Origin of the sequence: Desulfofundulus sp. TPOSR (genome assembly GCF_011393055.1) — a bacterium.
GTDB classification, from domain to species: Bacteria; Bacillota; Desulfotomaculia; order Desulfotomaculales; family Desulfovirgulaceae; genus Desulfofundulus; species Desulfofundulus kuznetsovii.
Genome location: NZ_JAAOEF010000001.1, coordinates 1,206,553 through 1,232,570 on the forward strand (window position 1 = coordinate 1,206,553; position 26,018 = coordinate 1,232,570).

General features: G+C 57.6%; 17 protein-coding genes and 1 pseudogene. 2 read left to right on the plus strand and 16 right to left on the minus strand.

The genetic code is table 11. The features are described from left to right. Nucleotides 1-27: 27 nt before the first annotated feature. The 8 genes from G7K71_RS05960 to G7K71_RS05995 all read right to left on the minus strand — a co-directional run bounded on the left by G7K71_RS05960 (nt 28) and on the right by G7K71_RS05995 (nt 14,680). Nucleotides 28-3,042 carry a CoB--CoM heterodisulfide reductase iron-sulfur subunit A family protein gene (locus tag G7K71_RS05960; protein WP_166344215.1) on the minus strand — a complete coding sequence of 1,005 codons (3,015 nt, stop codon included), beginning with the start codon at nt 3,040-3,042 and terminating at the stop codon, nt 28-30. Between the two features lie 382 nt (nt 3,043-3,424). Continuing rightward, nucleotides 3,425-7,792, minus strand: coding sequence for an NAD(P)-binding protein (locus tag G7K71_RS05965; RefSeq protein WP_243174714.1), 4,368 nt, complete (start codon nt 7,790-7,792; stop codon nt 3,425-3,427). Between the two features lie 512 nt (nt 7,793-8,304). Continuing rightward, nucleotides 8,305-9,696, minus strand: coding sequence for a (Fe-S)-binding protein (locus G7K71_RS05970; RefSeq protein WP_166344219.1), 1,392 nt, complete (start codon nt 9,694-9,696; stop codon nt 8,305-8,307). After that, nucleotides 9,696-10,358 (minus strand): respiratory nitrate reductase subunit gamma, encoded by a 663-nt coding sequence (locus G7K71_RS05975; RefSeq protein ID WP_166344221.1) that lies wholly within the window; start codon nt 10,356-10,358, stop codon nt 9,696-9,698. Before G7K71_RS05975 ends, G7K71_RS05970 begins: the two co-directional genes overlap by 1 nt. Nucleotides 10,359-10,950: 592 nt before the next feature. Beyond that, nucleotides 10,951-11,997: an Ldh family oxidoreductase gene (locus G7K71_RS05980; protein ID WP_166344223.1), complete on the minus strand. Its 1,047-nt coding sequence runs from the start codon at nt 11,995-11,997 to the stop codon at nt 10,951-10,953. Nucleotides 11,998-12,010: 13 nt separating this feature from the next. Beyond that, a complete protein-coding gene (locus G7K71_RS05985; RefSeq protein WP_166344225.1) occupies nt 12,011-12,949 on the minus strand; it encodes a hydroxyacid dehydrogenase in 939 nt (312 codons plus the stop codon). 6 nt (nt 12,950-12,955) lie between these two features. After that, entirely contained in the window at nt 12,956-13,138 is a 183-nt protein-coding gene (locus tag G7K71_RS19030; RefSeq protein ID WP_313884895.1) for a GntR family transcriptional regulator, read from the minus strand. 144 nt (nt 13,139-13,282) lie between these two features. Continuing rightward, nucleotides 13,283-14,680, minus strand: coding sequence for an SLC13 family permease (locus G7K71_RS05995; protein ID WP_166344227.1), 1,398 nt, complete (start codon nt 14,678-14,680; stop codon nt 13,283-13,285). Nucleotides 14,681-15,130: 450 nt separating this feature from the next. Here G7K71_RS05995 and G7K71_RS20015 point away from each other — a divergent pair. Next, nucleotides 15,131-15,238: pseudogene (locus G7K71_RS20015) on the plus strand (hypothetical protein); the annotation flags it as partial. A gap of 55 nt (nt 15,239-15,293) precedes the next feature. Here the strand turns inward: G7K71_RS20015 and G7K71_RS06005 are convergent. From G7K71_RS06005 to G7K71_RS06040, 8 genes are all read right to left on the minus strand, one after another. Continuing rightward, nucleotides 15,294-17,249, minus strand: a complete 1,956-nt coding sequence (locus tag G7K71_RS06005; protein WP_166344229.1) for an acetoacetate--CoA ligase — start codon at nt 17,247-17,249, stop codon at nt 15,294-15,296. A gap of 118 nt (nt 17,250-17,367) precedes the next feature. Continuing rightward, a complete protein-coding gene (locus tag G7K71_RS19270) occupies nt 17,368-18,003 on the minus strand; it encodes a nucleotidyl transferase AbiEii/AbiGii toxin family protein (RefSeq protein ID WP_166344231.1) in 636 nt (211 codons plus the stop codon). Next, complete coding sequence (locus G7K71_RS06015; RefSeq protein WP_013821335.1) at nt 17,952-18,251, minus strand: DUF6922 domain-containing protein; 300 nt, start codon at nt 18,249-18,251, stop codon at nt 17,952-17,954. Before G7K71_RS06015 ends, G7K71_RS19270 begins: the two co-directional genes overlap by 52 nt. Nucleotides 18,252-18,553: 302 nt before the next feature. Continuing rightward, nucleotides 18,554-22,093, minus strand: coding sequence for a transcription-repair coupling factor (gene mfd / locus G7K71_RS06020; RefSeq protein WP_166344233.1), 3,540 nt, complete (start codon nt 22,091-22,093; stop codon nt 18,554-18,556). A gap of 91 nt (nt 22,094-22,184) precedes the next feature. Beyond that, nucleotides 22,185-22,406: a hypothetical protein gene (locus tag G7K71_RS06025; protein ID WP_166344235.1), complete on the minus strand. Its 222-nt coding sequence runs from the start codon at nt 22,404-22,406 to the stop codon at nt 22,185-22,187. Nucleotides 22,407-22,494: 88 nt separating this feature from the next. Further along, on the minus strand, nt 22,495-22,890 hold the full coding sequence (locus G7K71_RS06030; RefSeq protein WP_166344237.1) for a hypothetical protein: 396 nt from the start codon (nt 22,888-22,890) through the stop codon (nt 22,495-22,497). 340 nt (nt 22,891-23,230) lie between these two features. Continuing rightward, complete coding sequence (gene pth / locus G7K71_RS06035; protein WP_313884928.1) at nt 23,231-23,830, minus strand: aminoacyl-tRNA hydrolase; 600 nt, start codon at nt 23,828-23,830, stop codon at nt 23,231-23,233. A gap of 94 nt (nt 23,831-23,924) precedes the next feature. Next, complete coding sequence (locus G7K71_RS06040) at nt 23,925-24,245, minus strand: hypothetical protein (protein ID WP_166344239.1); 321 nt, start codon at nt 24,243-24,245, stop codon at nt 23,925-23,927. 164 nt (nt 24,246-24,409) lie between these two features. Here G7K71_RS06040 and G7K71_RS06045 point away from each other — a divergent pair, with 164 nt between their 5' ends. Beyond that, nucleotides 24,410-25,666, plus strand: coding sequence for an NADP-dependent malic enzyme (locus G7K71_RS06045; RefSeq protein ID WP_166344241.1), 1,257 nt, complete (start codon nt 24,410-24,412; stop codon nt 25,664-25,666). Nucleotides 25,667-26,018: the final 352 nt, after the last annotated feature.

Consider the following 26,018-nt stretch of genomic DNA (forward strand, 5'->3'; position numbering starts at 1 on the left):
CTTCGGAAGGCCAATTCTCGTGCGTTGCTACACCGCTTCCAGGGCCGCGCTGACCATGGCCAGCAACTGCCCCTTTTCGTAACCTTTTTGCTGGGAAGCGCCGTTGGGACAGGCGGCCACGCAGGCCCCGCACCCCTGGCACAGGGCTTCGTTTACATCGGCCACCCGCCGCAAGGGGTCTATGCTCCGGGCCTGGTAGTCGCATACCTTAACGCACATGCCGCAGCCCACGCAGAGTTCCTCCTCCACCGTGGCGGTAATGGCCACATTGGCCAGGCGGTCCCTGGCCAGCAGCGTCACCGCCCGCATGGCCGCCGCATTGGCCTGGGTGATGCTTTCCCCCACCAGCTTGGGCGAGTGGGCCAGGCCGCACAGGTACAACCCTTCCGCCGCAAAGTCCACCGGCCGCAGCTTCATGTGCGCTTCCAAAAAGAACCCGTCGCTGTTCAAAGGCACCTTGAACAGCTGGCTCAGCCTGCCGTTGTCCTCCCCGGGCACCACGCCCGTACTCAAGACCAGCACGTCCGGCTCGATGGCCAGTTCCACCCCCAGAATGTGGTCCACTGCCCTCACCACCAGACCCTCGCCCGCCGCTTCCACTTCCGGCTTTCTCCCCAGGTCGTAGCGGATGAAGATGATCCCCTTCTGCCGCGCCTGCGTGTAATACTGCTCGTTTAACCCGTACACCCGGATGTCCCGGTAGAGAATGTAGATGTTCGCTTGCGGGTTCAGCTCCTTCAGCTTCAGGGCGTTCTTAATGGCATGGCTGCAGCATACCCGGCTGCAGTAGGGCCGCTCCTCGTCCCGCGATCCCACGCACTGGATCATGACCACCGTGTTGAGGCCCTGCACTCCCCCCCGGTGGATGCGTTCCTCCAGGTCCCGCTGGGTCATCACCCGGGGATGCTGCCCTAAAAGGTATTCCCGCGGCCGGGCTTCCCTGGCCCCAGTGGCCAGAACCACCGCCCCGTGGCTTATTTCCAGTTCCTTTTCCGGCGTTTTGATGCGGCTGTGGTAGTTCCCCGGGTAACCCCCGGCTTCCACCACCTGGCTCCCGGTAAACACCTGGATCAACGGGTGGTTGAGCACTTTATCAATGAGTTCGTTCAAGTACTGCCGGGGGTCCGAACCCCGCAGGGTGTAGTAGAGGTACCTGGCGTTCCCGCCCAGCTCACGTTCCTTTTCCACCAAGCTCACTTGAAAGCCCTGTTCCGCCAGGGAGAGGGCCGCCGTCATGCCCGCCACTCCCCCGCCCACCACCAGGGCACCCTTGTTGATCTCGGTATAGGTCTGGGTGATGGGGGTGAGCAGGCGCACCTTTGCTACAGCCATGCGCACCAGGTCCTTGGCCTTTTCCGTGGCTTCTTCCGGCTGGTCCCGGTGCACCCAGGAGGAGTGCTCCCGGATGTTCACGTGTTCATACAGGTAGGGGTTCAGCCCCGCTTCCCTCAAAACGTTCTGGAACAGCGGCGCGTGGGTCCGCGGCGTGCACGACGCCACCACCACCCGGTTGAGCTTGCGGTTGACAATGGTCCTGCGGATCTTCTCCAGGCTGTCCTGGGCGCAGGCAAAGAGAAACTCCTGGGCGTGCACCACCCACGGCAGGCGTTTGGCGTACTCCACCACCTCGGGCACCCGTACCACGCTGCCGATGTTGATGCCGCAGTGGCAGACAAACACTCCCACCCGGGGCGGCTCTTTATGTACCGGCCTTTCCGGGGGGTACTCCTTGACCCGGGTTTCGCTGCCCCGGGCGGCGCTCAACAACCGGGAGACGCAGCCCGCCGCGGCGCTGGCCTCGGTCACCGTCTCGGGGATGTCCTTGGGGCCGGCAAAGGCGCCGTCGGCAAAGATCCCCGGCCTGGAGGTAGCCACCGGGTTAAACGGATCGTTCCGGCAAAAACCGAACCGGTTCAGCTCCACCCCCAGCGCGGCGGCCAGTTCCCGGGCTCCCCGGGCGGGGCGCATGCCCACCGACAGCACCACCATGTCGAACTCTTCCTCCCGGAAAATGCCTTCCGGGGTGCGGTAGCGCAGCAGCAGGTTCCTGGTGCCGGGTATTTCCTTCACTTCGGATACTACACAGCGGACGTAGCGTACACCCAGCTCGTCTTTTGCCCGCCGGTAATACTGTTCAAAGCCCTTGCCGTAGGCCCGCATATCCATGTAAAAGATGGTTGTTTCCAGCCCGGGTGTGTGTTCCTTGGCGACGATGGCCTCCTTGGTCGCGTACATGCAGCACACCGCCGAGCAGTAATCGATCCCGGAACGGGGCTCCCGGGAGCCCACGCACTGCAGCCAGGCGATGCGCCGGGGCTCTTTGCCGTCGGAAGGCCGCACCAGATGGCCTTCATATGGCCCCGAAGCGCTCAAGATCCGCTCAAACTGCAGGCTGGTAACCACGTTGGGGAAGCGCCCGTAACCGAGCTCCGGCCGGACAGCCGCATCGAACAGCTCAAAGCCGGGGGAAAGGATCACCGCCCCCGCCCGGATCTGCAATTCTTCCCCGCGCATATTGTGATCAATGGCCTTGCGGGCGCATTTCTCCACGCATGCGCCGCACTGCAGGCAGGCGCCGGGATCCACCACATAGGCGTTGGGAAAAGCCTGGGCATAGGGTTTGTAGATGGCCTTGCGCACACCCAGGCCCTGGTTGAAGTCGTCGGCCGCTTCCTGGGGGCAGACCTGCTCGCAGCGGCCGCAGCTGACACAGCGGGTTAAATCCACAAAGCGGGGGTGTTTGTGGACGGTAACGGTAAAGTCGCCCGGCTCGCCGCTCACTCCGGTAACCTCGGCCAGGGTGAGCACTTCGATATTGTGATGGCCTCCCAGGTCGGCCACTTTGGGGGAAAGGATGCACATGGAGCAATCGTTGGTGGGGAAGGTTTTATCCAGCATGGACATGTGGCCGGCAATGGCGGGGCCCCGCTCCACCACGTAGACTTTAAACCCCGCCTCGGCCAGGTCCAGGGCCGACTGCATCCCGCTGATGCCGGCACCCACAACCACCACGGAGCCTCTTGGCTGGCTGTTTGTTGCCACGGTAGCTGCCTCCTTGTTAAAACATCGCCTTAAACCTGAGTTATCCCCACTTTCCAACCCAGCCTGTTTTGGCTCTCGCTCGCTCCGGTGAGCCTCGCGGGCCAAACTAATGCTCGGCTCAAAGCTCCGGCAGGCTTCCCGGCAAATTCGGCATCCTGCCTCAGTTGCCGGCCTCGGGCATCCATGCCCTCGGGCCTGCCTTCGCTTTTCGCCTCGCTAAGTTTGGCTTGCCGCTTGGCTCAAGTCGCTCGCTTCCGAGCCAAAACAGGCTAAAAAACGATAGTTCAGACCTTAAACGTAAGTTGTTAGTCAACCCGCTTCAGGGGTACTTTAGACAGACACGTCATTATTCCCCTCACTTAGTGCTCCGCGCCTAACAAACCTACACCGCTTCCAGGGCCGCGCTGACCATGGCCAGCAACTGCCCCTTTTCGTAACCTTTTTGCTGGGAAGCGCCGTTGGGACAGGCGGCCACGCAGGCCCCGCACCCCTGGCACAGGGCTTCGTTCACATCGGCCACCCGCCGCAAAGGGTCTATGCTCCGGGCCTGGTAGTCGCATACCTGTACGCAAACCCCGCAGGCTACGCAGCGCCGCGGGTTGACGGTGGCGGTGATGGCCACGTTGGCCAACCTGTCCCTGGCCAGCAGCGTCACCGCCCGCATGGCCGCCGCATTGGCCTGGGTGATGCTTTCCCCCACCAGCTTGGGCGAGTGGGCCAGGCCGCACAGGTACAACCCTTCCGCCGCAAAGTCCACCGGCCGCAGCTTCATGTGCGCTTCCAAAAAGAACCCGTCGCTGTTCAAAGGCACCTTGAACAGCTGGCTCAGCCTGCCGTTGTCCTCCCCGGGCACCACGCCCGTACTCAAGACCAGCACGTCCGGCTCGATGGCCAGTTCCGCCCCCAGAATGTGGTCCACCACCCTCACCACCAGACCCTCGCCCGCCGCTTCCACTTCCGGCTTTCTCCCCAGGTCGTAACGGATGAAGATAATCCCCTTCTGCCGCGCCTGCGTGTAATATTGCTCGTTTAACCCGTACACCCGGATGTCCCGGTAGAGAATGTAGATGTTCGCTTGCGGGTTCAGCTCCTTCAGCTTCAGGGCGTTCTTAATGGCATGGCTGCAGCATACCCGGCTGCAGTAGGGCCGCTCCTCGTCCCGCGATCCCACGCACTGGATCATGACCACCGTGTTGAGGCCCTGCACTCCCCCCCGGTGGATGCGTTCCTCCAGGTCCCGCTGCGTCATCACCCGGGGATGCTGCCCTAAAAGGTATTCCTGCGGCCGCGCTTCCCTGGCCCCCGTGGCCAGAACCACCGCCCCGTGGCTTATTTCCAGTTCCTTTTCCGGCGTTTTGATGCGGCTGTGGTAGTTCCCCGGGTAACCCCCGGCTTCCACCACCTGGCTCCCGGTAAACACCTGGATCAACGGGTGGTTGAGCACTTTATCAATGAGTTCGTTCAAGTACTGCCGGGGGTCCGAACCCCGCAGGGTGTAGTAGAGGTACCTGGCGTTCCCGCCCAGCTCACGTTCCTTTTCCACCAGGCTCACTTGAAAGCCCTGTTCCGCCAGGGAGAGGGCCGCCGTCATGCCCGCCACTCCCCCGCCCACCACCAGGGCACCCTTGTTGATCTCGGTATAGGTCTGGGTGATGGGGGTGAGCAGGCGCACCTTTGCTACAGCCATGCGCACCAGGTCCTTGGCCTTTTCCGTGGCTTCTTCCGGCTGGTCCCGGTGCACCCAGGAGGAGTGCTCCCGGATGTTCACGTGTTCATACAGGTAGGGGTTCAGCCCCGCTTCCCTCAAAACGTTCTGGAACAGCGGCGCGTGGGTCCGCGGCGTGCACGACGCCACCACCACCCGGTTCAAACGGTGCTCATGAATGCACTTTTTAATTTCCTCCACGCTATCCTGGGAGCAGGTGAAAAGGAATTCCCTCGCGTAGACTACACCGGGCAGGCGTTTGGCGTATTCCACCACCTCGGGCACCCGTACCACGCTGCCGATGTTGATGCCGCAGTGGCAGACAAACACTCCCACCCGGGGCGGCTGTTTATGCACCGGCCTTTCCGGGGGGTACTCCTTGACCCGGGTTTCACTGCCCCGGGCAGCGCTCAACAACCGGGAAACGTAGCCCGCCGCGGCGCTGGCCTCGGTCACCGTCTCCGGGATGTCCTTGGGGCCGGCAAAGACGCCGCCGGCAAAGATCCCCGGCACCGATGTTACCCCCGGACTGAATTCATCAAAGCGGCAGAATCCCGCTGGATCAGTTTCTACTCCCAGCCGGGAGGCCAGCTCCCTGGCCTTTTCCCCGGCCGTCAAGCCCACGGAAAGGACCACCAGGTCGAATTCTTCCTCCTGCACCTGGTCGCCGGGCAAAACGTAGCGGATGCGCAGATTTCCATTGTCCGCCTCTTCCACGTTATAGATGCGGCTGCGCACAAAACGCACGCCGTGTTCTTCTTCCGCCCGGCGGTAGTAGCGTTCAAAGTCCTTGCCGTAGGTACGCATATCCATGAAGAAGATGGTGGTCTCCAGGGACCCGTGGCTGTGCTCCCTGGCAATTACCGCCTCCTTGATGGCGTACATGCAGCAGACCGAGGAACAGTAGTCGTGCCCCAGGCGCAGGTTCCGGGACCCCACGCACTGGATCCAGGCAATGCGCCGGGGCTCTTTTCCGTCGGAGGGGCGCACTAGATGGCCCTGGTAGGGTCCGGAAGCGCTTAAAATGCGCTCGAACTGGATGCTGGTGACCACGTTGGGGTAGCGTCCATAGCCGTAGTAGGCCAGCCCTGCCGGGTCAAAAACCTCCCCGCCGGGGCTCAAGATCACCGCCCCTACATTTACTTCCAGTTCCTCATCCTGCATTTCGTGATCGATGGCTTTGGCCAGGCAAACCCGCACACACTCCTGGCACTCGGAACAGACGGCGCAGTTCAGGCAGCGCTCTGCCTCTTTTTTCGCTTCTTCGGCGGTATAGGTCTCTGCTTCCTCCACAAATCCCTTAACTCGCTCCCGCGGGTCCAGGTGAATCACGGGGCGGGGCTCACAGCGGGGTATTTCATGGGGTGCCTGGCGCAAAGGGGCAATTTTTTCTTCCGGCACCCGGAACTGGCGCCCCTCTTTCAAATCCTGCCCGGAAAGATAGCGGTGGATGGATTCAGCGGCTACCTTGCCGGCGGCAATGGCATCGATCACTGTTTTCGGCCCGGTGACACAATCTCCCCCGGCAAACACTCCGGGGATGCCGGTGGCCAGGGTATCGGGATCGGCAGGAATGGTGTTGCCTGCCGGGATGCTGCCATTTAAGCAGGAGAGATCCGGCTGTTGCCCTGTGGCCAGGATGACCATATCCACGTCCAGGGTAAACTCGCTGCCCTCCACGGGCACCGGGCGGGGACGACCACCGTCCCGGGCATGTTCCAGCCGGTTTTTCACGCATTCTATCCTGACCAGCCTGCCCTCTTCGCCGATGAAACGCACGGGGCTGGTCAACATGATAAACTGGATGCCTTCTTCCTTAGCCGCGGCTATTTCCTCGGGGAGGGCGGTAATTTCCGCCTCGGAACGGCGGTAAACTATATAGACCTCCCCCGCACCAAGCCGCACGGCTGTACGGGCACAGTCCATGGCCGTGTTGCCCCCGCCGATTACGGCCACCCGCCGCCCGACGGTCACCGGCTCGCCCAGGGCCACCCGGCGCAGGAAAGATATCCCCTGCTCCACCCCCGGCAGGTCCTCCCCGGGCACCCCCGGTGTACTGCTTCTGTGGGCTCCCACGGCGAGAAAAACGGCTTCGTAACCCTGCCGCAGGCTTTCCAGGGTGATGTCCCTCCCCAACCGGGTATTGAATTTAAATTCCACCCCCAGCCGGGAAAGCAGATCCACCTCCAGGTCGACCCACTTCTTCGGCAGGCGGTACTCGGGGATGCCCACCCGCATCATACCCCCGGCCACGGGCAGCGCCTCAAAAACAGTCACGCCGTAACCTTTCTTGACCAGTTGATAGGCGGCCGAAAGACCGGCCGGACCGGCGCCCACCACGGCCACCTTTTTGCCCCGGGGCTCTTCCACCCCGGGCAGGGGAAGGGCATCAAGGTCCTGATAGGCCTGGTCGGCGGCAAAGCGCTTCAAGGCCCTGATATTTACCGCCCCGTCCACGCCTGCCCGGTGGCAGGCGGACTGGCAGGGATGGGTGCAAACTCGACCGCAAATGGCCGGGAAGGGATTGTCGCGGTAAATGGTCTGCCACGCCTCGGTATACTTCCCGGCTTTAATCAACTGCACGTACCCCTGCACGTTAACCCCGGCGGGGCAGGCCGCACGGCAGGGAGAAATACCCCGTTTGTCGATGGCGTAGGCGCTAGGCGTAGCCTGGGGAAAAAGTTTATAAATGGCCTTGCGGTTGCCCAGGCCGGCGTCAAATTCATTGTCCACCTCCACCGGGCACACCCGGGCACATTCACCGCAGCCGGTGCATTTCGAAAGGTCCACGTAGCGGGCCTTTTGTTTTAATATGGCACGAAAATTGCCTGCCTCTCCGTGAAGGGCCGTCAAGCTGGTATTGGTAAGGATTTCAATGTTCAGGTGCCTTCCCGTATCCACCAGCTTGGGGGAAACGATACACATGGCGCAATCGTTGGTGGGAAAGGTTTTATCCAGCCTGACCATGGTGCCGCCAATGGCCGGTTTCTCATCGGCCAGATAAACCCGAAAGCCGCTTTCGGCCAGGTCCAGGGCCGATTGCATGCCGCTGATCCCGGCGCCAACCACCAGTACCGAACCGGAAACTCCGTTATTTTGCTTCACCGGACCACACCCGCCTTGACCTGGATTAGCTCTTTTAAGTGGAAGCGAAAAACTAATGATAAGATTTACTTATGCCTTCAAAAATTTTTAGTGATGTTTTCGCCAGGACTAATTGGTAATCCCATTATAACAGAGGGAGGAGAGGTTTTCAACTATATTCCGTTAAATTTTCGCTGATATTAATTATCATATGTACATTTTAGAAACTGGAAGCCTCCAGGGTCAGGCGGCGCGTCCCGCAATTCCCTTCTCATCACGGCGCTCAAATATCACCAAAAAAAAACGGCGTGCTTCAACCGCACACCGGTTCATAATTAGCAAAGGCCGGCGCACCAGCCGGCCTTAATCCGTCTATTGCCTGCCGTTTGCACGCGCTCGCTCCGTTCGCTTCCGTATGCAAAACGGCAGTGACGCTGAAAGCGTCATAGATGTTTACTTTACCGCTCCTGCCTTTAGCGTACCAGGGCGTTGGCCAGCAATTCGCTGACGCCGGCATAACGCATGGGCAGCTTGTGGTAATTGATGATCTCCCGGAACTGCGCCTTGCAGTTGGAACAGGCGCAGGCAACGACTTTGGCCCCCGTGGCCTTAAGCTGCTCGGCTTTGAGCCTGCCGTAGGTTTCCATGCGGAACTTCAGGAAACCACCCTTTTCCATGATGGCAAAGCCGCTGCCGCCGCCGCAGCACAGGCTCATTTCCCGGTTGGGCGTCATTTCGCGGAAATCGGGGCAGCAGGCCTTCAAGATCCGGCGGGGCTCTTCAAACATTCCGCCCAGGCGGCCCAGCTTGCACGAATCATGGAAGGTAACCGGCTCCGGGTTTTTCTGCGGGTCAACTTTAATGCGCCCTTCCCGGATCCACTGGTCCTCCAGCTCCAGGATGCTCATTACTTCAAAGGGCCTCTCCCCGGGCGGGATCAGCCTCAGGATCAGGTACTTCAGCGCCTCGAAGGCATGCCCGCACTCCCCGACAACCAGCTTTTTAATCCCCAATTTCCGGGCGGTTTCCACATGGGCCTTGATAACGGCCGAAAATTCCACGTCGCTGTAGAACACGCCGTAGTTGACGGCGTCGTTAACCCCCGTATTCGGCGAGTTCAGGGTCCAGTCCACACCGGCCGCATGCATGACTTCAGCGGCGCCCATTACCGTCTCGGCAAAGGCCAGGTAATCACCGGCATTGTGCATGAGCAAGTACTCGGCGCCCTCTTTATCCACCGGAATCTTAATTCGATACCCTCTGGTCTCTTCGATTTCATCCTCGAGGAACTCCACCATGTCCAGGAAGGCCGCCGTAGGCATTCCGGTGGCGTTGCCGGCCTGCAACTGGAGCCGGGTGCCTTTCTGCTTCAGCTCGTCCGGTGCAATGTCGATGGCGTCAAGGATCTTCCTGGCCTCCCGCACAATCACCCCGTTGTCAATGGCCACCGGGCAGACGTAAGAACAGCGGCGGCAGATGGTGCACCGGTAAACGTTTTCCGCCAGGGCGTTGAGTTTTTCTTCCGTAAGGTCTTCCGCCCCCACCAGCCAGGGAAAGAGTTTCCCCGGCAGGGTAAAGTACCGCTTATAGATCTTCCGCAGCATGTCGGTACGGTAAACCGGGTGGTAGATCTCCTTACGCCCTGTGGCCTGGTAAACCGGGCAGACCTCGGCACAGGTGCCGCATTTCATGCAGGTATCCAGGGAAAGGATATAGGGCAACCAGAAGGTCCAGTTTTCCTTTTGCTGGAGCGACTTTCGCATGGCCTGCAGGAATTTTTCGACCCGGGGTTCACCCGGCTTTAACGCTTCATCCGGAAGGACACGATAGTCATCAAATACTTTTTGCGCTGCTACGGCACACATCAGTGAAGCTCACCCCATTTAATCTTGTGATAGGTAAAGAACTTGACCGCAAAGTGAGCCATGCGCGTAAAGGGAATATAGATCAGGAACAGCTCAAACAACAATAACGGTATCAGGTAACCAGCTGCAATAGATAGCGCGGGTTTAAGGGTTAGCAAGCTCAGAAGATAGTACCTGACCTGGAAGTCAGCCAAAAAGCCGGTAAGCAAACTGCTTAAAGCAAGCAGAAATATGAAAATAAGGTTGAAATATTCAACCGGAACCGATATTTTCCGCACCTCGCCAGCCAAAAGGCGCAGTGAAAACAGTGAGAATGAACCGACAAGGGCCAAAACCCCGCCGGTCGTACCCACGTAAGGGGCAAACGAAAAGCCCAAAAGTAAAACAACCAGCCAACCAACGACAAAATAGAAACCCCAGTGCATCATCAGCGAAGGAAGCCAGAACTTACGGTTAAAAAGATACAGGCTGCGCAGGGTAAAAACTTCGGTTAACATTTCTTTCAACTGATCTGGCACGGTATGAGGGTAAGGAAACAGTTCCCAGTGCAGGTGCATGGGGGCTTTAAACCAGTAGGCTATCTTATACCCCAAACCCAGAACAAAGAAAGCAACAGCGACATAGGGCATAACCCCGGCAATTAAATAATGCCCGAAATCCACAAGTGACCCTCCTTTAAAAAAGTCAGGATTAACCGTATAATTTTTCCTGCTCCTGTTAACCCTCAATCATATAACCTTAATCTTATACGTCACCTGCCTTATAGCGAATTTGTTAAATTTAGCACAATCTAATGATATCTATTATTTTCTCATGTTTCAATAATTATTGTACATATTTTCGCTATAATTTACTGGGCACTGCCATTATAACAAAGGAACCGGTGTTTTGCAATATTTTTTTGATTATAATATTATCTGTTCACACTATTTTTGCGTTTTTTCACTAAGCTAGCGAAATTGGAACCTAAACTTCATACTTTTTTAATTTTTTAGGCATTTTGAACCGCACCAGTAACGTACATATTTCAAAAATCAAACCTTTAAAGGCGGCTACAGGAATTAAAATCCCATTTCTTAGCCCGAGTACAGGTATGGCACGAAAAAGTATAAACGAACCTACTTTCAAAATCTGAGAGCTAAAAATAAAAACCCCTTCCTTGTGAAAGGGGTTCGTACAAATATTTAAAAGAGCAGGCCCTGTCGTTTACTCCGGACAGCGCCGCATCCTCCTCATAACGGTTTTACTGAATATTTAACATGCCTCCAGAGGCTGTACACCCAGTTCTCCTGCCAGCTCGTTAAACTCCTTGAGCAGGTTCTCGCTTACCGGGATACCGCCTGTTAACCTCTCGTCGGCTTTCATCTGCCGCCTTTCGCCAGGGATCAAAATGCGCTCAAACCCTTCGGCCAAAGGCACGGCCTTAATACCGCGGATCATATCAGCCATCCGCTCATGGAAGGTTTCCACCGGCATCAGGCGGGACACATCGATGGCGATAAAGCTGTGGCCGATGTCCACGGGCTTCAGGCTTTCGTCATAAATCCAGCCCACTTCGGGCCCGTAAGCCGAGCCGGAAATGATTCCCGACATCACTTCCACGGCCAGGGCCAGGGCGTACCCTTTGGCGCCACCAACCGGCAGGACCGCTCCTTCCAGCGCCTTTTGGGGATCAGTGGTGGGCCGCCCGTCGGCATCGATGGCCCAACCGGGGGGAATCTCCCGCCCTTCCTTGGCCGCCAGGATGATGTTCCCCCGGGCCACGGTGGAAGAGGACATGTCCACCACCACCGGGTGCTTGTCCGTAGGAAAGGCAAAGGCAATGGGGTTGGTGCCGAAATAAGGCCGCCTGCCACCCCAGGGAGGAATTCCGGGAGGGGTGTTGGTAAAGGCCATGCCTACCATTTGCCGCCGGGCGGCCATCTTACAGTAATAGGAGGCGGCACCGAAATGGTTGCTGTGTTTGGTGGCCACAAACCCTACGCCGTATTCCGCCGCCAAACCAATGGCCACCTCCATGGAACGTACGGCCACCAGCTGCCCCAGGCCGTTGTCCCCGTCTACGACGGCCACGGCTCCCGACCTTTCCACGGTAATCCGCGGCCGGGCATTGATCCGCCCGTTTCTAACACGGGAAAGGTAAATAGGCAGGCGGCTGATGCCGTGGGTATCAATGCCTTCCAGGCTGGTATCGATTAATACATCGGTAACTACATCCGCATCCCCTTCGGGCACGCCGGCAGCTACCAGGAGTTCCCGGCAAAATTTAGTCAAGGTTTCCACGGAAAATTTATCTGCCATTATAGTCGCCCCCTTATCTAACCACGCAGCTTGACGGCTCGCCCCGCAGGATCTTGACTACTTCCTGAGCCACGAGAAGCGATGTTTTTACCTGTGCTTCCTCGGTTAAGCCGGCTATGTGGGGAGTTAAAATCACATTGTCCAGTTTAAACAGGGGGGAATCCTGCGGCGGTTCCTGGGCAAGCACATCCAGCGCCGCACCGCTGATCTTACCCTCCCGGAGGGCGTTGTACAGGTCCTCCTCATTCACCACCCCGCCCCGGGCGGTGTTAATCAGGTAGGCCGAAGGCTTCATCAGGGAAAGGGTTTCCCTGTTGATCAAGTTGCGGGTGGCATTATTTAACGGCACGTGCAGGCTGACAAAATCAGCCTGGGAAAGGACGGTCTTTAAATCGGCAAGCTGCACGCCAAATTCGGTGCAGGCCACTTCATAGGGAGGAATAAAGGGATCGTAGCCCAGTATTTTCATGCCAAAAGCCTGCGCCCGGTGGGCCAGGCGGGTGCCGATTTCACCGGTTCCGATGAGACCCAGGGTTTTACCGTATAACTCCATCCTGGTGTAGAAACGGCGGTTCCAGCCGCCCCCTTTCACGTGGGCGGTAGCCTCCTCCAGCCGCCGGGCAAAGGTAAGCATGGCCGCGAAAACATACTCGGCCACCGAGATGGCGTTGGCGTTCCGGGCATACACTACCGGAATGCCGGCCTCCCTGGCCGCCGCCAGGTCGATGTTATCCAGACCGACACCCAACCGCCCGATAACCTTCAAGCGAGGGGCCGCCTGGATCATTTCCCTGGTCACCCGGGTCTGGTTGCGCACCACCAGGGCATCGGCATCCGCCAGTTCCCGGGCCAGGTCCTGTTTCCACAGGCTGGCGTCATAAACCACGTTTCCCAGTTCGGAGAGGATTTGCAGCCCCTCTTCCCAGATGAGCTCGCTCACAACTATTTTCATGCCTGGTCACTCCCGGTTTTGAATGGCTTCCCGCACCGAGGTAAGGCTGACATTCATGAGCTGGGCCAGCTCCCGTTCCGGGGGCAGGCGGTCACCGGGCTTTAACTTCCCTTCCGCAATCAGGGAGCGAATTTGAGCCACAATACGCTGGGAACGGTTGATGTTTTCAGAAACCACCGGTACAAACACCTGAGCACCATCCCTTTGTTCAAAAATTGCAGAAAAGTAATTGCATGGATATGCTATACCAAGTGGCCATACCTCATGCCACAATTTTTTCGAGGGGATCTTACCATCCCCTCAATTCAAAATCAAGAGGACAAACCACGTAAATCAATTATGGGAAGCGGTTTCCCGGGACCGGCGGGCTTCCAGCCGCTGCAGCAGCCCCACAAGCACGGCCAGAATTAACCCCACCGCCAGCGTCCCCAGCATGGAGGGAATGCCGGGAAAATGGTGCCAGACCAGCAGGTAAACCGTGGATACGACAATGGACATAATCATCAAGGGGAAGGCTACCTTGAAGAAGCCGATGAAGGTAATGGGCTGGCCCCGTTTTTCGGCCATGCCGATGACCACCACGTTGGCCGAAGCGCCGATGACGGTCCCGTTGCCCCCCAGGCAGGCTCCCAGGGAGAGCGACCACCAGAGCAGGTTCAGGTTGCCCAGGTCCCCCAGGCGGCCCATATCCTGGATGAGGGGAATCATGGTGGCCACAAAGGGGATGTTGTCCACGAAGGCCGAGGCAATGGCCGAAAGCCACAGAATCAACATGGCTGCCGGCACCAGCTGCCCTCCGGTAACATCCAGGGAAAACCGGGCAATGGCTTCAATCACGCCCACCTTTTCCAGCGCACCCACCACCACAAAGAGGCCCACGAAGAAAAAGATTACCGGCCATTCCACAGCGTGCAGGGCGTGCTCGGGATCCTCCCGGCTGAGCAACAATAAAAGGCTGGCCCCGGACAGGGCAATTACCGAGGACTCCAGGTGGACGTACTGGTGCAGCACAAAACCGCCGATGGTGAGGAACAATACGAAAAGGCACTTTTTGAGCAGCACCGGATCCTTGATCTCATCCCGCTCGTCCAGGTTCATGATGGCCGCCTGCAAGTCGGGCCGGGCCACCAGCTGGCGGCGGTAGATCAGGCGTAAAGCAAAGATAGTCAATACATAAACTACTACGATTACCGGAGTCAGGTTTATGACGAAGTCCATAAAACCCAAACTGGTCTTGCTCCCAATCATGATGTTGGGCGGGTCCCCAATCAGGGTGGCTGTACCGCCGATGTTGGAGGCAAGAATTTCCGCAATCAAAAAAGGTATGGGACTGATGCGCAACTGGCTGGCAATGGCAAAGGTCACAGGTACAATGAGGAGAACGGTGGTCACGTTATCCAAAAAGGCCGACAGTACTGCCGTGACCAGGGAAAGGGCGGCCACAATGCGCAGGGGCTCCCCTTTGGCCTGCCGGGCGGCCTTGATGGCCAGGTACTCAAAAACCCCCGTTTCCCGGGTGATACCCACGATCACCATCATGCCCACCAGAAGCCCGATGGTGTTGAAATCGATGGCCTCCGTAGCTTCCTCGGGATTGATGATTCCGAAAAGAACCACCAGGGCTGCACCGGCCAGGGCAGCCACCGAACGGTGTATTTTTTCGGAAACAATCACCGCATAGGTAATGAGAAATACCGCCGTGGCAAATATAACCTGGAATTGTGCAGACAACGTCATACCCCTCCCCTTACAAATACAAAGCGCTAAGGCAAAATTGCTGGCTGGATTAAGTATTCATACGAGCGATTTTACCCGTTCCTTGCCCGGCTTGTTTAACAAGCTCCATCCAGACTGGCCTGAAAATAGCATTTATCTGCCGTTTGCACGCGCTTACAGAATCCAGGTACATTCGTAAGAATTAAAACCCAGCACTCACTGCGACTGGAGTTCCCTAATGGTACGACTGCTGACTATATGCAGTTTCAGTCCCTACGAGGTGCCTTGATCCGGTGAGTGCTGGGCAATCATCCCGCCAAAGAACTCTGGTTACAGTGAGTGCCGGGCAGGCCTAAGCTATCGCTCGACTTCCCTGCTGACCTAATTTGACAAGAAGCCGGTTTTCTCCTCTTTAATTTTTTAAACTTTTGCTTAATTAACCGAGCAGTCTTACCTCATACCACCACCGGCCAGGGCAACATTGTGGGTAACCCCATCGTACCGGTAATCAAGGTATCGGCCAACCCGGTCACTGTGGTCACCATGTCCGAACACATCGATGTTGATTTGAGTTATATAGATAGGCCCCGGGAGCAAGCTCCCGGGGCTTTTGCTTGTACGCTGCCATTCAGCTTTGCAACTCGGAGAGGTTTTTAAAATACTCCAGCGCTTCAGGGTTGGCCAGAGCGTCCTTGTTCAGCACCGGCTGGTTGTGGATGACATTGCGCACCGCCATTTCCACCTTTTTGCCGTTCAAGGTGTAGGGAATATCCTTGACGGCAATGATCCTGGCCGGGACGTGGCGGGGCGTCGTGTTTTCCCGAATGGCGGTCTTGATTTTATTGATCAACTGGCCGGTTAGTTCCACACCTTCGGCGAGCTTGACAAAAAGGATCACCCGTACGTCGTTGTCCCAGTCCTGCCCCACCACGATGCTGTCGGCAATCTCGGGCAGGGATTCCACCACGCGGTAAATTTCCGCCGTGCCGATACGCACCCCGCCGGGGTTTAAGGTGGCGTCGGAACGGCCGTAGATAATCACGCCGCCGGTATCAGTAATCTCCACGTAATCCCCGTGACGCCACACGTTGGGATAGACGTCAAAGTAGGTGCTCCTGTACTTCTTCTTGTCGGGATCGTTCCAGAAGTAGACGGGCATGGAGGGGAAAGGGGCGGTGCAGACCAGCTCACCCTTCCGGTTGATCAGGGGTTTCCCGTCGGGGTCGTAACTTTCCACTTTCATGCCCAATCCCCGGCACTGCAGTTCCCCGGCATACACCGGCCCGATGGGGTTGCCCAGGGCAAAGCAGGAGATGATGTCCGTCCCGCCGGAAATGGAGGACAGGCAGACATCCTCTTTGATATCCCGGTAAACATATTCAAAACTTTCCACCGGCAGGGGTGAACCGGTGGACAGGATGGCCTTCAGCTTGCTCAGGTTATAGCTTTTCCCGGGTTTCACCCCGGCTTTCTCCAGGGAGGCCAGGTACTTGGCACTGGTCCCGAAGACGGTGATCCCCTCGTCCTGGGCCAGCTTCCACAGGGCCCCCGCCTCGGGATAGAAGGGCGAACCGTCGAAGAGAAGCACCGTGGCCCCCACGGCCAGGGAACTGACCAGCCAGTTCCACATCATCCAGCCGCAGGTGGTGAAATAAAAGATGGTGTCCTCCCTTTTCAGGTCGGTGTGCAGGATCAATTCCTTCAAATGCTGGATTAACGTCCCCCCGGCGCCATGCACAATGCACTTCGGCACACCCGTAGTACCGGAGGAATAGAGGATGTATACGGGGTGGTCAAAGGGCAGCCGGGTGAATTCGATCTCCAATCCTTCTTCGGCGACCAGAAATTCCTGGTAGTGCACCGCCTTTGGCACGCGGCTGATGTCCGGTTCCCTTCCCGTATAGGGAACCACCACGACCCGTTCGATGCTGGGGATTTCCTTTACGATGCCGGCTACCCTTTCCAGGGAATCGTAGGTTTTGCCGTTGTAGGAATATCCATTGGCGCAAAACAGCAATCTGGGCTGGATCTGCCCGAACCGGTCGTACACCCCTTTAACGCCAAAATCCGGCGAGCAGGAGGACCAGATGGCCCCGATGCTGGTGGTGGCCAGCATGGCGACTACGGTTTCGATCATGTTGGGCATGAAGCCCGCCACCCGGTCTCCTACGGTAACACCCATCTCCCGCAGGGATTTGGCCAGCCGGGCCACCTGATCATAGAGCCCGGCGCAGGTCAGGCGCACCGGCTCTTCCATGGCCTCCCCCTTAAAAATGAGGGCCGTATGTTCGTCCCGGTAACGCAGCAGGTTTTCGGCAAAGTTCAGCTCCGCTCCCACAAACCACCTGGAACCCAGCATGTCCTCGAAGTTCTCCACCACCCGGTCGTAAGGACGGGAGGCGATGATGCCCCCGAATTCCCACATGGCTTCCCAGAAGGCGGGAGCGTTTTCAATGGACCACTGGTAGAGTTCATTGTAAGTGGTAAAATTGCGGCCGTGCTTTTTGTTTACAAATTCCATGAATCGGGTCATATTGGCCTGTTTTTTTCTCTCTTCCGGCGGCTCCCAGAGTAATTTCCTCACCGTTCCTGTTACCCCCTTTGTCCGGGACGAAAGCACTGTCCCGGATTAAAAAAATTCTGAATTTATCCTCTAATAAGTATATTCGCCGCCGGAAAATAAAACCCTGCCCGCCTCCATACTAATCCATGCAAACCTCACGTAAAAGCGGCGGTACCACCCGTTCAAAATGCTTCTTCACCTGGTCCCAGCCGACGTCGCGCAGCAGGACGGGATTCCTCTCCTTTTCGGCATCGGCAAAATAAGTGAGGCTTTTCAGTACATGATACAGGTTGAAGTTGGTTCCGGCAAACTTGCGCCGGTAAAGTTCCAGGCACTCGCGCAAGTCCGCAATTTCCCGGTTAATAAAATAAAGGTCAAAAAAATCCTTTTTGCTCCCCCTGGAGGCAATGGCTTCTATTTTCATCGGGGCAATATCCTGGGGACAAGCCACCTTGCAGTCCAGGAAAAGGGCAGGAGGAAAGAGCAACGGATAGCGGTAGTACAAAAAGCTCATTTTGGTTTCCCGGAATATTCCGTGCAGCGTCCCCCACTGCTCATCCAGCAGCTGAAACTTTCCCAGTTCCTGCAGCCTTTGCTTGAGCAACAGGGTATCCACGTGGAAAGGCGAAAAAAAATCCAGGTCTTCGGAAAGGCGGTGCCCCAAATGCAGGGCCAGTGCGGTGCCGCCCGCCAGGTAAAAATCCCGCAGCAAGCCGGCGGAACTTAATAATTCCAGTGCCTTTTGTCCCCTCTGTGGGAGGGCGGACGCAAACATCTAAGCTCATCCTCCTGCAAATGGTAATAACAGCGCCAGAAACTACCCGTTTTGACAGAAAGCCGGGGGCTGGTTTTGATCACTTCCAGCAACTCGGCATCAGTATACTGTTCCAGCACCCAGCGAATGGCCCGGTCATTGCCCAACTCCAGCAATCGCTCGATGATAAAATAATAATCGGCCCGGGCATCCAGGTCGGCAAAGGCAACGTCCCAAAAAAACTGTTTTAAAAACCCGGGCAGCGACACCGGAGATCACCGTCCCTTATCAACCAGTGGGTACCCAGCACTCACCACAATATGATACTGCTCCCGGTGTTTCAGGTTTAATTGACAAATCAGATTTTGGGAAGAGCTAGTATTCCAGTGAGTGCTGGGACCCGCTCACTCATATGCCCCGCGTAAGATGCGCACCGCGTTTCGCTTCGGGCCGCCCAGCACTCACCGAAAAAGTTGTACTTCAAAGACCAGCATTCACCACTTGTTACAGCAGGTTTTGGAAAGAGCATCATTCTTCGGTGAGTGCTGGGTCTACTGCGGATTGCCTGTGACTAAGCCGCGTGCACTTTGTTTGCCTCATGGAGATCCCGCAGGAAATTTTCCAGTCCGCCCAGGTAATTCAGGGGATCGTCCGGGGTATTCCGGGTCCGGAGGCGGATTTCAAATTCTTCGTTACTGCTGCTGAATTTTACCCGGTTGGTGTACTGCTTGCTTATCTCCACCAGCGCCTCGCCCCGGAGGTTGTGCTCCGGGGCAAACACCAGGCGGAAACTCCCCGGCTGGGCTGTAATGGATTTAATCCCCAGGGAGCTGGCCAGGGCCCTCAAGCGGGCCACGGTAAGCAAAGTGCATACCGGCTGCGGGGGATCCCCGAAGCGGTCCACCAGTTCATCCTCCAGCTCGGACACCTGCTCTTCCCGGCGCACCACAGCCAGGCGCCGGTAGAGATCCACCTTCTGGTCGGCGTCCCGGACATAGGTGTCGGGTATATAGGCTTCCACCGGCAGTTCGATGGAGGTTTCCACCACCTTTTCCGGCGCCTCTCCCCTGGCCTCCCGCACCGCCTCCTCCAGCAGACGGCAGTAGAGGTCGAAGCCTACCGCGGCAATATGGCCGTGCTGCTCGGCGCCCAGCAAATTGCCCGCGCCCCGTATTTCCAGGTCCCGCATGGCAATCTTGTACCCGGAGCCAAACTCGGTAAACTCCCGGATGGCCGCCAGCCTTTTTTCCGCCATTTCGTTTAAAACCCGGTCCCGGCGGAAGGTAAAGTAGGCGTAAGCCAGGCGGTTGGAGCGGCCCACCCTGCCCCGCAGCTGGTAAAGCTGGGCCAGGCCGAAATTATTGGCATCCTTAACAATCAATGTATTGACATTTGGAATGTCCAGGCCGCTTTCAATAATGGTGGTGCAGACCAGTACGTCATAAGCACCGTCCATGAAATCGAGCATGATTTGTTCCAGTTCTTCTTCCTTCATCTGTCCGTGGGCCACCGCAATGCGGGCCTCCGGCACAAGGCCCTGCAGCCAGGCGGCCACCTGGTCCAGATCCATCACGCGGTTGTGTACGAAATAAACCTGGCCGCCCCGGCCCATCTCGCGCCGGATGGCTTCCCTGATGAGCACCGGGTCCTCTTCCAGGACGTAGGTCTGCACCGGGAAGCGGTTTTCCGGAGGGGTTTCCAGAAGGCTTGTGTCCCGCACACCCACCAGCGACATGTGCAGTGTACGGGGGATGGGGGTGGCGGTCAGGGTGAGCACATCCACATCCTGCTTCAGCCGCTTCAGCTTTTCCTTGTGGACCACCCCGAAACGCTGCTCCTCGTCCACCACCAGAAGACCCAGGTCCTTGAACACCACATCGTCCTGCACCAGGCGGTGGGTGCCGATGACAATGTCCACCTGGCCCGAGGCCAGGCCCGCCAGCACCTGGCGCTGCTCCTTCGGCGTGCGGAAGCGGCTTAAGACCTCGATGGTCACCGGAAAGCCGGCAAAACGTTCCCGGAAGGTGTTGTAATGCTGCTGGGCCAGGATGGTGGTGGGCACCAGCACGGCCACCTGCTTTCCGTCCATGACCGCTTTGAAGGCCGCCCGCAGAGCCACCTCGGTTTTGCCGTAGCCAACGTCCCCGCAGAGCAGGCGGTCCATGGGACGGGGGCGTTCCATATCCGCTTTGACTTCCTGGATGGCCCGGAGCTGGTCGGGAGTTTCCTGGTAGGGAAAGGTCGCTTCAAATTCCTGCTGCCAGGGCGTATCGGGGCTGAAGGCATGGCCGGGCAGGGCCTGGCGGGCGGCGTAGAGGGCCAGCAACTCCTGGGCCATCTCCCGCACCGCTTCTTTTACCCGCCCTTTGACCCGGGACCATTCCGCTCCCCCCAGGCGGGAAAGCCGGGGGGTTTCCGCCTCCGCCCCCAGATATTTCTGGATCAGCCCCACCTGGTCGGTGGGCACGTATAGCTTATCTTCGCCCGCGTACTTGATCAGCAGGTAGTCCTTCTGTACCCCGCCAATATTGAGGGACACAATACCCATGTAGCGCCCGATACCGTGGTTTACGTGCACCACGTAGTCGCCCACTTTTAAATCCGTGAGGGGTTCCGGGCGGCCGGCGGTCCGGGCACGCACCCGCTGGGTCCTTTTCCACCGCTGGCCGTAGATATCCGCCTCGGTGATGACCACCAGCCGCCCCGAAACCAGTTCAAATCCCCCGGACAGGCGACCGGCGGCAAGGGCAATGTTGCCGGGCGTCACGGGCCGGTCCAGGGAACCGGTCACGTAGGCGTCCAACCCGGCATTGCGCAGCTCTTCCGCCAGGTGCCGGGCCCGCTCCTCGGTGGAGAGCAGCATGACCACGGCATAGCCGGATTTGCGCCAGTGGCGCACCTCATCGGCCAGCACATCCAGGCGACCCAGAAAGGAATGCATACCCCGGGTGGAAAAAGTAACCACATCGAGGACCATCAAATGCTGGGGCTGGCGGGTTAAGAGGGAAAAATAAATCGTTTTGCGCCTGTGCAGCTGCTGCTCGATTTGCTGCCACTGTACATAGCCATGGATCTGACCGGGCAAAACGCGGCCGGCGGATAACAGCTCGCTATAGGTTTCCGACCGCTCCTTGAAGATGCTCTCCGCCAGCTCCCGGATGCGGATAAGGTCGTCCACCACCGTCAAATTGGCGAAGGGCATATAATCCAGCAGGGTGTAGGGATGGCGGTAGAAATAGGGTAAAAACTGATCCAATGCCGGGTAGTAGCCACCGGAAGCAATTTGCTCCCTGGCGGTTTCCCCCAGTTCCTCCAACCGGCGGCGCACTTCCAGGGTGGAACTTTCGGTAACTTTCTTAAGTTGCAGGCGATACTCCGTTTCCAGGACATCCAGCGCCCGGGCGCGACTCTCCTCCGTAACCACCAGTTCCCGGGCGGGAGGAATGGAAACTGCACCGGTCCGGTCAATGGAACGCTGGGAGTCGGCATCAAAAAAACGGATGGAATCCACTTCGTCGTCAAAGAATTCCAGCCGTACGGGGTGTTCAAAGGTCAGGGGGTAAACATCGAGAATACCGCCCCTTAAGGCCAGTTGACCCGGGCCTTCCACCATCTCCACCCGCTCGTAACCCACGTCCACCAGCCGCCGGATCAGCCCCTCCAGATCCACCCTTTGACCCACGGCAAGGTCGATGATGGCGCGGCGAAAGACCTCCGGCGGGGAAAGGCGGCGCAAGACAGCCTCCAGCGGTGCCACCACCACACAGGGTTCGTCCCGGGAAAGGGCCACCAGCGCCTTCAACCGCTGGGCAAGCACCTCTTTGCCGTGGGCCAGGACCTGGTAGGGCAGCAGCTCCCATACGGGAAAAAGGTAAACGGGAATCCCGGGCAACAGGGAGGTAAGATCATCGGCCAGTACGGAGGCTTCACTATCCCCCGGGGTAATGATTAAAACCGGACCGCCCAGGGCGTCAATGAGGCCCGCAGCAACCACGCTGCGCTGGGCTCCGGAAAGGCCGAAAACCAGATGCTGGCCGGCTTGCCGGGACACGGCGCCAAGCAGAGTTTTAAATTCTGAACTTTTCTGCAATGGTTCCAGCAATGCACGCATTTTTAAGATGAACCTCTTTCTCGAAAATGGGCATCACAAAAAGAGCTTTAGCGCAGCTAAAGCCCTGTACGCATCGCAAGCTACTTTTACATCAGTGCAACCAGAGCGGACCCTGGTAAAAAAGGGGTCCGGGAGGACCGTATAACGTCTCCCGGCATTCATCGCAAAGGCAATACTGAAAGATCATATTCATTATATCCCCGGAATCCTCCCCCGTCAAGGCGGCAGAAACCGGCCCGCCGGCACCGTCGCTATTGATCCTTTCCTCCCTGACCACCTGATCGCAGCACTCACAAATATGGATTATTTTCATTTACAGGTGCATCCTTTCTTGAACAGGCAGCGCTCATGCGCTTATAGGGGCATCCTCAAAGCCGGTTTTCAATGAAATATTAACAACGCTACGGTTTTCTAGAAAGATTTACCACCAGCTTGTTCCAACCCATGTGCAGTAAATAGGATCCGGTCACGGCCAGTAGGGCACTGGCTGTGAGCCGGTAAAGCCAACCGGCGGCCAGCCCGAAAGCGGCATGGGATGCCAGGCTCACCAGCCCCGCCACCCAACCCCGCCCGCCCCGGGCGGCCTCCCACACCCCCTCCACCAAACCAAAAATGAAATGGGCCAGGGGAATGGATGTTCCTAAAAAAAGGGCAAAACTTGTTTTGGCCGCCTCTTCAACCCCGGGAGCCACATAAACCACGGCAAAGGTACCCGCGCGGCTAGAAAAAAGTCCGTTGACCAGCCAGGAAACGGCGGCCGCCAGCACTCCGGCCGGGATAAAGGCTAACTGATTCATCTTATCCTAGTAGGTACTGTCGCAAAACCAGAAACGAAAAGGGCGGCGGTCGTCCCATAAGGAGCGACATTGCGGAGGGCCGGATACGAAACACGGCGCTGCCGAGGTTAGCGAACCGGCAGCGCGAATCGCGCCGGTAACAGTATCAATAGAATGATTGAGCTACTTATGCTGTAACTATCCATGAGAAAAAGAAACTTCCGGCGCATATACAGCGCTGCCAGGTTCGCTCCGAGGCAAGCCGATGTTTCGTCCGGCCCGTAGCACGGAGCGACGGGGGACGACCGCCGTCCCGGGTAATTATGCGTCAGTATCTAGTATGAACCAAAAAAGCCGGCCTCTATACCCGGCCGGCATTAAAGAGATTCATGGCCGTATCAAGGCCCCGGGTAAGGGCTACCTGAACGGCTTTGGAAGCACCAGCCACCGCTTCCTCCATCAGCGGTCCTTCTTCCTCTGTAAACCGGCTCAAAACCCAGTCCACCACCTCATAATCCGCCCCGGAAGGACGCCCTATGCCCACACGCAAGCGGGCAAATTCCCGGCTGCCCACCAGTTCAATGATGGACCGCAAACCCCTGTGCCCCCCGTCCCCCCCGGACTTGCGCAGGCGCAGGCGGCCGGTGGGCAAATCCAGGTCGTCGGAAACAACCAGCAGCTGGGACGGCGTTAGCCTGTACCAGTTCAACAGGGCAGCCACCGCCTCACCGCTTCTGTTCATATAGGTCAAGGGCTTGGCCAAAACCAATCTCTGGCCGGCCACCTGTCCCTGGCCGACCAGGGCACGCAAAAACACCCGGTCCATTTTAATATCCAAATCCCGGGCCAGTCTATCCACAACCATAAAGCCCACATTATGGCGGGTACTGGCATACTCCGGACCGGGGTTACCCAATCCCACTACAAGCCACATGGTTTTTGCTCTCCTTTCCATGACCATTGTATCCACAACGGCCCTCCCCCGCAACTGCAAGGTTTTTACCGGGCAATAAAAAAGCCCCGGCTTTTTTCCGGAGCTTTGCCAGGATTTGTTTTTACAGCCCTCCGTAGGGCGGGTAAACTCCAGGCCCGGGGACAAAGGCCAGGGGTCCACCGGCAACAACAGCCCCAATGGCCACGATGGGAATGAAGGCATAGCGTATGGGATTGCGCGTACCCGCAATGTGCAACTCAACGTAATCAATACCCACAGCATGGAGCATACCCGTAAGCTCCAGGGTCCCTACCTGGTGCCTCATGATATGCATTACATAAATGGTCACCTGGTGCCCCTGAAGCTGGCGCAGGCGCTCAACCAGAGGCAAGGCCATACCAGTGGTGGGGCCGTAATACGACTGCAACTGGGTTTCGGACATATGCTACCCTCCCTGCATAAAGATGGTTCTGCTGCCATTTTATGCAGGGAAGGAGCCGTTGGTGTTACTGGCCTGCCAAGACATTTACTGGATTGACAGGCAATTAGCTTCTTGTTATACTGTATACAGGATTCATAATACATTGACTTTCCGAGGTGTTTACCATGACACTGAATGAAGAAGCGGTTGAAATGCACCGGAAATTCCACGGAAAAATAGAAGTGGGCAGAAAAGTATCCATTGATAATGAACACGATCTCTCACTGGCCTATACCCCGGGGGTGGCTGAACCGTGCCGCCAAATTCACGCCCAAAAGGATCTGGTTTACGAATATACCGCCAAGGGTAACCTGGTGGCCATCATCTCCGACGGTACTGCCGTACTGGGATTGGGTGACATCGGCCCGGAAGCGGCACTGCCGGTAATGGAAGGTAAAGCCCTGCTCTTCAAGCAACTGGCGGGTGTCGATGCTTTTCCCATTTGCGTGGGCAGCAAAGATATCGATAAAATTGTCGAGACGGTTAAAATGCTGGAACCGACCTTCGGCGGGATCAACCTGGAAGATATTGCGGCACCGGCATGTTTTGAAATTGAGCGCCGGCTGAAGAAGGAAGTGAGCATCCCCGTTTTCCATGATGATCAACACGGCACGGCGGTGGTCGTCGCGGCCGGGTTATTTAATGCCTTAAAAGTGGTGGGCAAAGAGATGAGCGAAGTGCGGGTGGTTATAAACGGGTGCGGTGCAGCGGGTATAGCCGTGGCCAACCTGTTGCACTACCTGGGCGTACGGGATATCGTGCTTTGCGACAGCAAGGGTGTGGTTTACCGCGGGCGTACCGGACTCAACAAGTACAAGGAAGAAGTGGCCTGCCGCACCAACCCGCGGGAAATTAAGGGCCGGCTGGCTGACGCCTTAAAGGGGGCGGATGTCTTTATCGGAGTTTCCAAACCCGGCCTGGTAACTGGAGATATGATCCGCAGCATGGCCCCTGGTGCTGTCGTCTTCGCCCTCGCCAATCCCGTACCGGAAATCATGCCCGATGCAGCCCTGGAGGCCGGAGCGGCAGTGGTAGCTACCGGACGCTCCGACTTCCCCAACCAGATCAATAATGTGCTGGCCTTCCCCGGCATTTTCCGCGGCGCCCTGGACGTAAGGGCAACCGACATTAACGATGCCATGAAGGTGGCTGCCGCCCGGGCCATTGCCGGCCTGGTGGCTCCGGGAGAACTGGGGCCCGGTTACATTATCCCCAAGCCTTTTGACCCCCGGGTGGCGCCGGCGGTGGCCGCAGCCGTGGCAGAAGCGGCCATGCAAACAGGAGTGGCCCGGTTAAAAGTAGACCCTGAACAGGTGGCCCGGCATACCCGTGAGCTAACTGCCCGTCATGGTGCCGGCCTTACCGAACTGAGGGCCAGTTAAGAAACCCCGGTTTTAAACCGGGGTTTCTTTGCGTGCGCCCGGCATGGGCGTTAACTTGGTGGTGAAAGTCCATTGCAGGCGAGGCAGTACGAGTCTGCTAGCCAAAGGCAAGGGTGTCCATCGCGAGCGTACAGGATTTTTGGTCGGGGTGGGCACCTTTTTGTTTGCCGCAGTGGTCTACTTTTAGATTACCACTACCACTTTGTTGAAGGCCTTTGTTTAGCCGTTCCCGGAAGTTGACGAGATTGCGGATATCTGCTATTACACCGGCTGGAATGTGCGGAATGTAGAAACGGCCATCCCTGGCCAGGCGGGTAATTACCCCAGCATCCTTGTCGTCCCGCTTGGTTGG

What these genes read in the sequence shown, in the direction of transcription:
- G7K71_RS05965 (WP_243174714.1), bottom strand. Translation starts at nt 7,792, where the DNA reads ATGCAATCGGCCCTGGACCTGGCCGAAAGCGGCTTTCGGGTTTATCTG.
- G7K71_RS05970 (WP_166344219.1), bottom strand. Translation starts at nt 9,696, where the DNA reads ATGTGTGCCGTAGCAGCGCAAAAAGTATTTGATGACTATCGTGTCCTT.
- G7K71_RS05980 (WP_166344223.1), bottom strand. Translation starts at nt 11,997, where the DNA reads ATGGCAGATAAATTTTCCGTGGAAACCTTGACTAAATTTTGCCGGGAA.
- G7K71_RS05985 (WP_166344225.1), bottom strand. Translation starts at nt 12,949, where the DNA reads ATGAAAATAGTTGTGAGCGAGCTCATCTGGGAAGAGGGGCTGCAAATC.
- G7K71_RS19270 (WP_166344231.1), bottom strand. Translation starts at nt 18,003, where the DNA reads ATGTTTGCGTCCGCCCTCCCACAGAGGGGACAAAAGGCACTGGAATTA.
- mfd (WP_166344233.1), bottom strand. Translation starts at nt 22,093, where the DNA reads ATGCGTGCATTGCTGGAACCATTGCAGAAAAGTTCAGAATTTAAAACT.
- G7K71_RS06025 (WP_166344235.1), bottom strand. Translation starts at nt 22,406, where the DNA reads ATGAAAATAATCCATATTTGTGAGTGCTGCGATCAGGTGGTCAGGGAG.
- G7K71_RS06030 (WP_166344237.1), bottom strand. Translation starts at nt 22,890, where the DNA reads ATGAATCAGTTAGCCTTTATCCCGGCCGGAGTGCTGGCGGCCGCCGTT.
- pth (WP_313884928.1), bottom strand. Translation starts at nt 23,830, where the DNA reads ATGGTCATGGAAAGGAGAGCAAAAACCATGTGGCTTGTAGTGGGATTG.
- G7K71_RS06040 (WP_166344239.1), bottom strand. Translation starts at nt 24,245, where the DNA reads ATGTCCGAAACCCAGTTGCAGTCGTATTACGGCCCCACCACTGGTATG.
- G7K71_RS06045 (WP_166344241.1), top strand. Translation starts at nt 24,410, where the DNA reads ATGACACTGAATGAAGAAGCGGTTGAAATGCACCGGAAATTCCACGGA.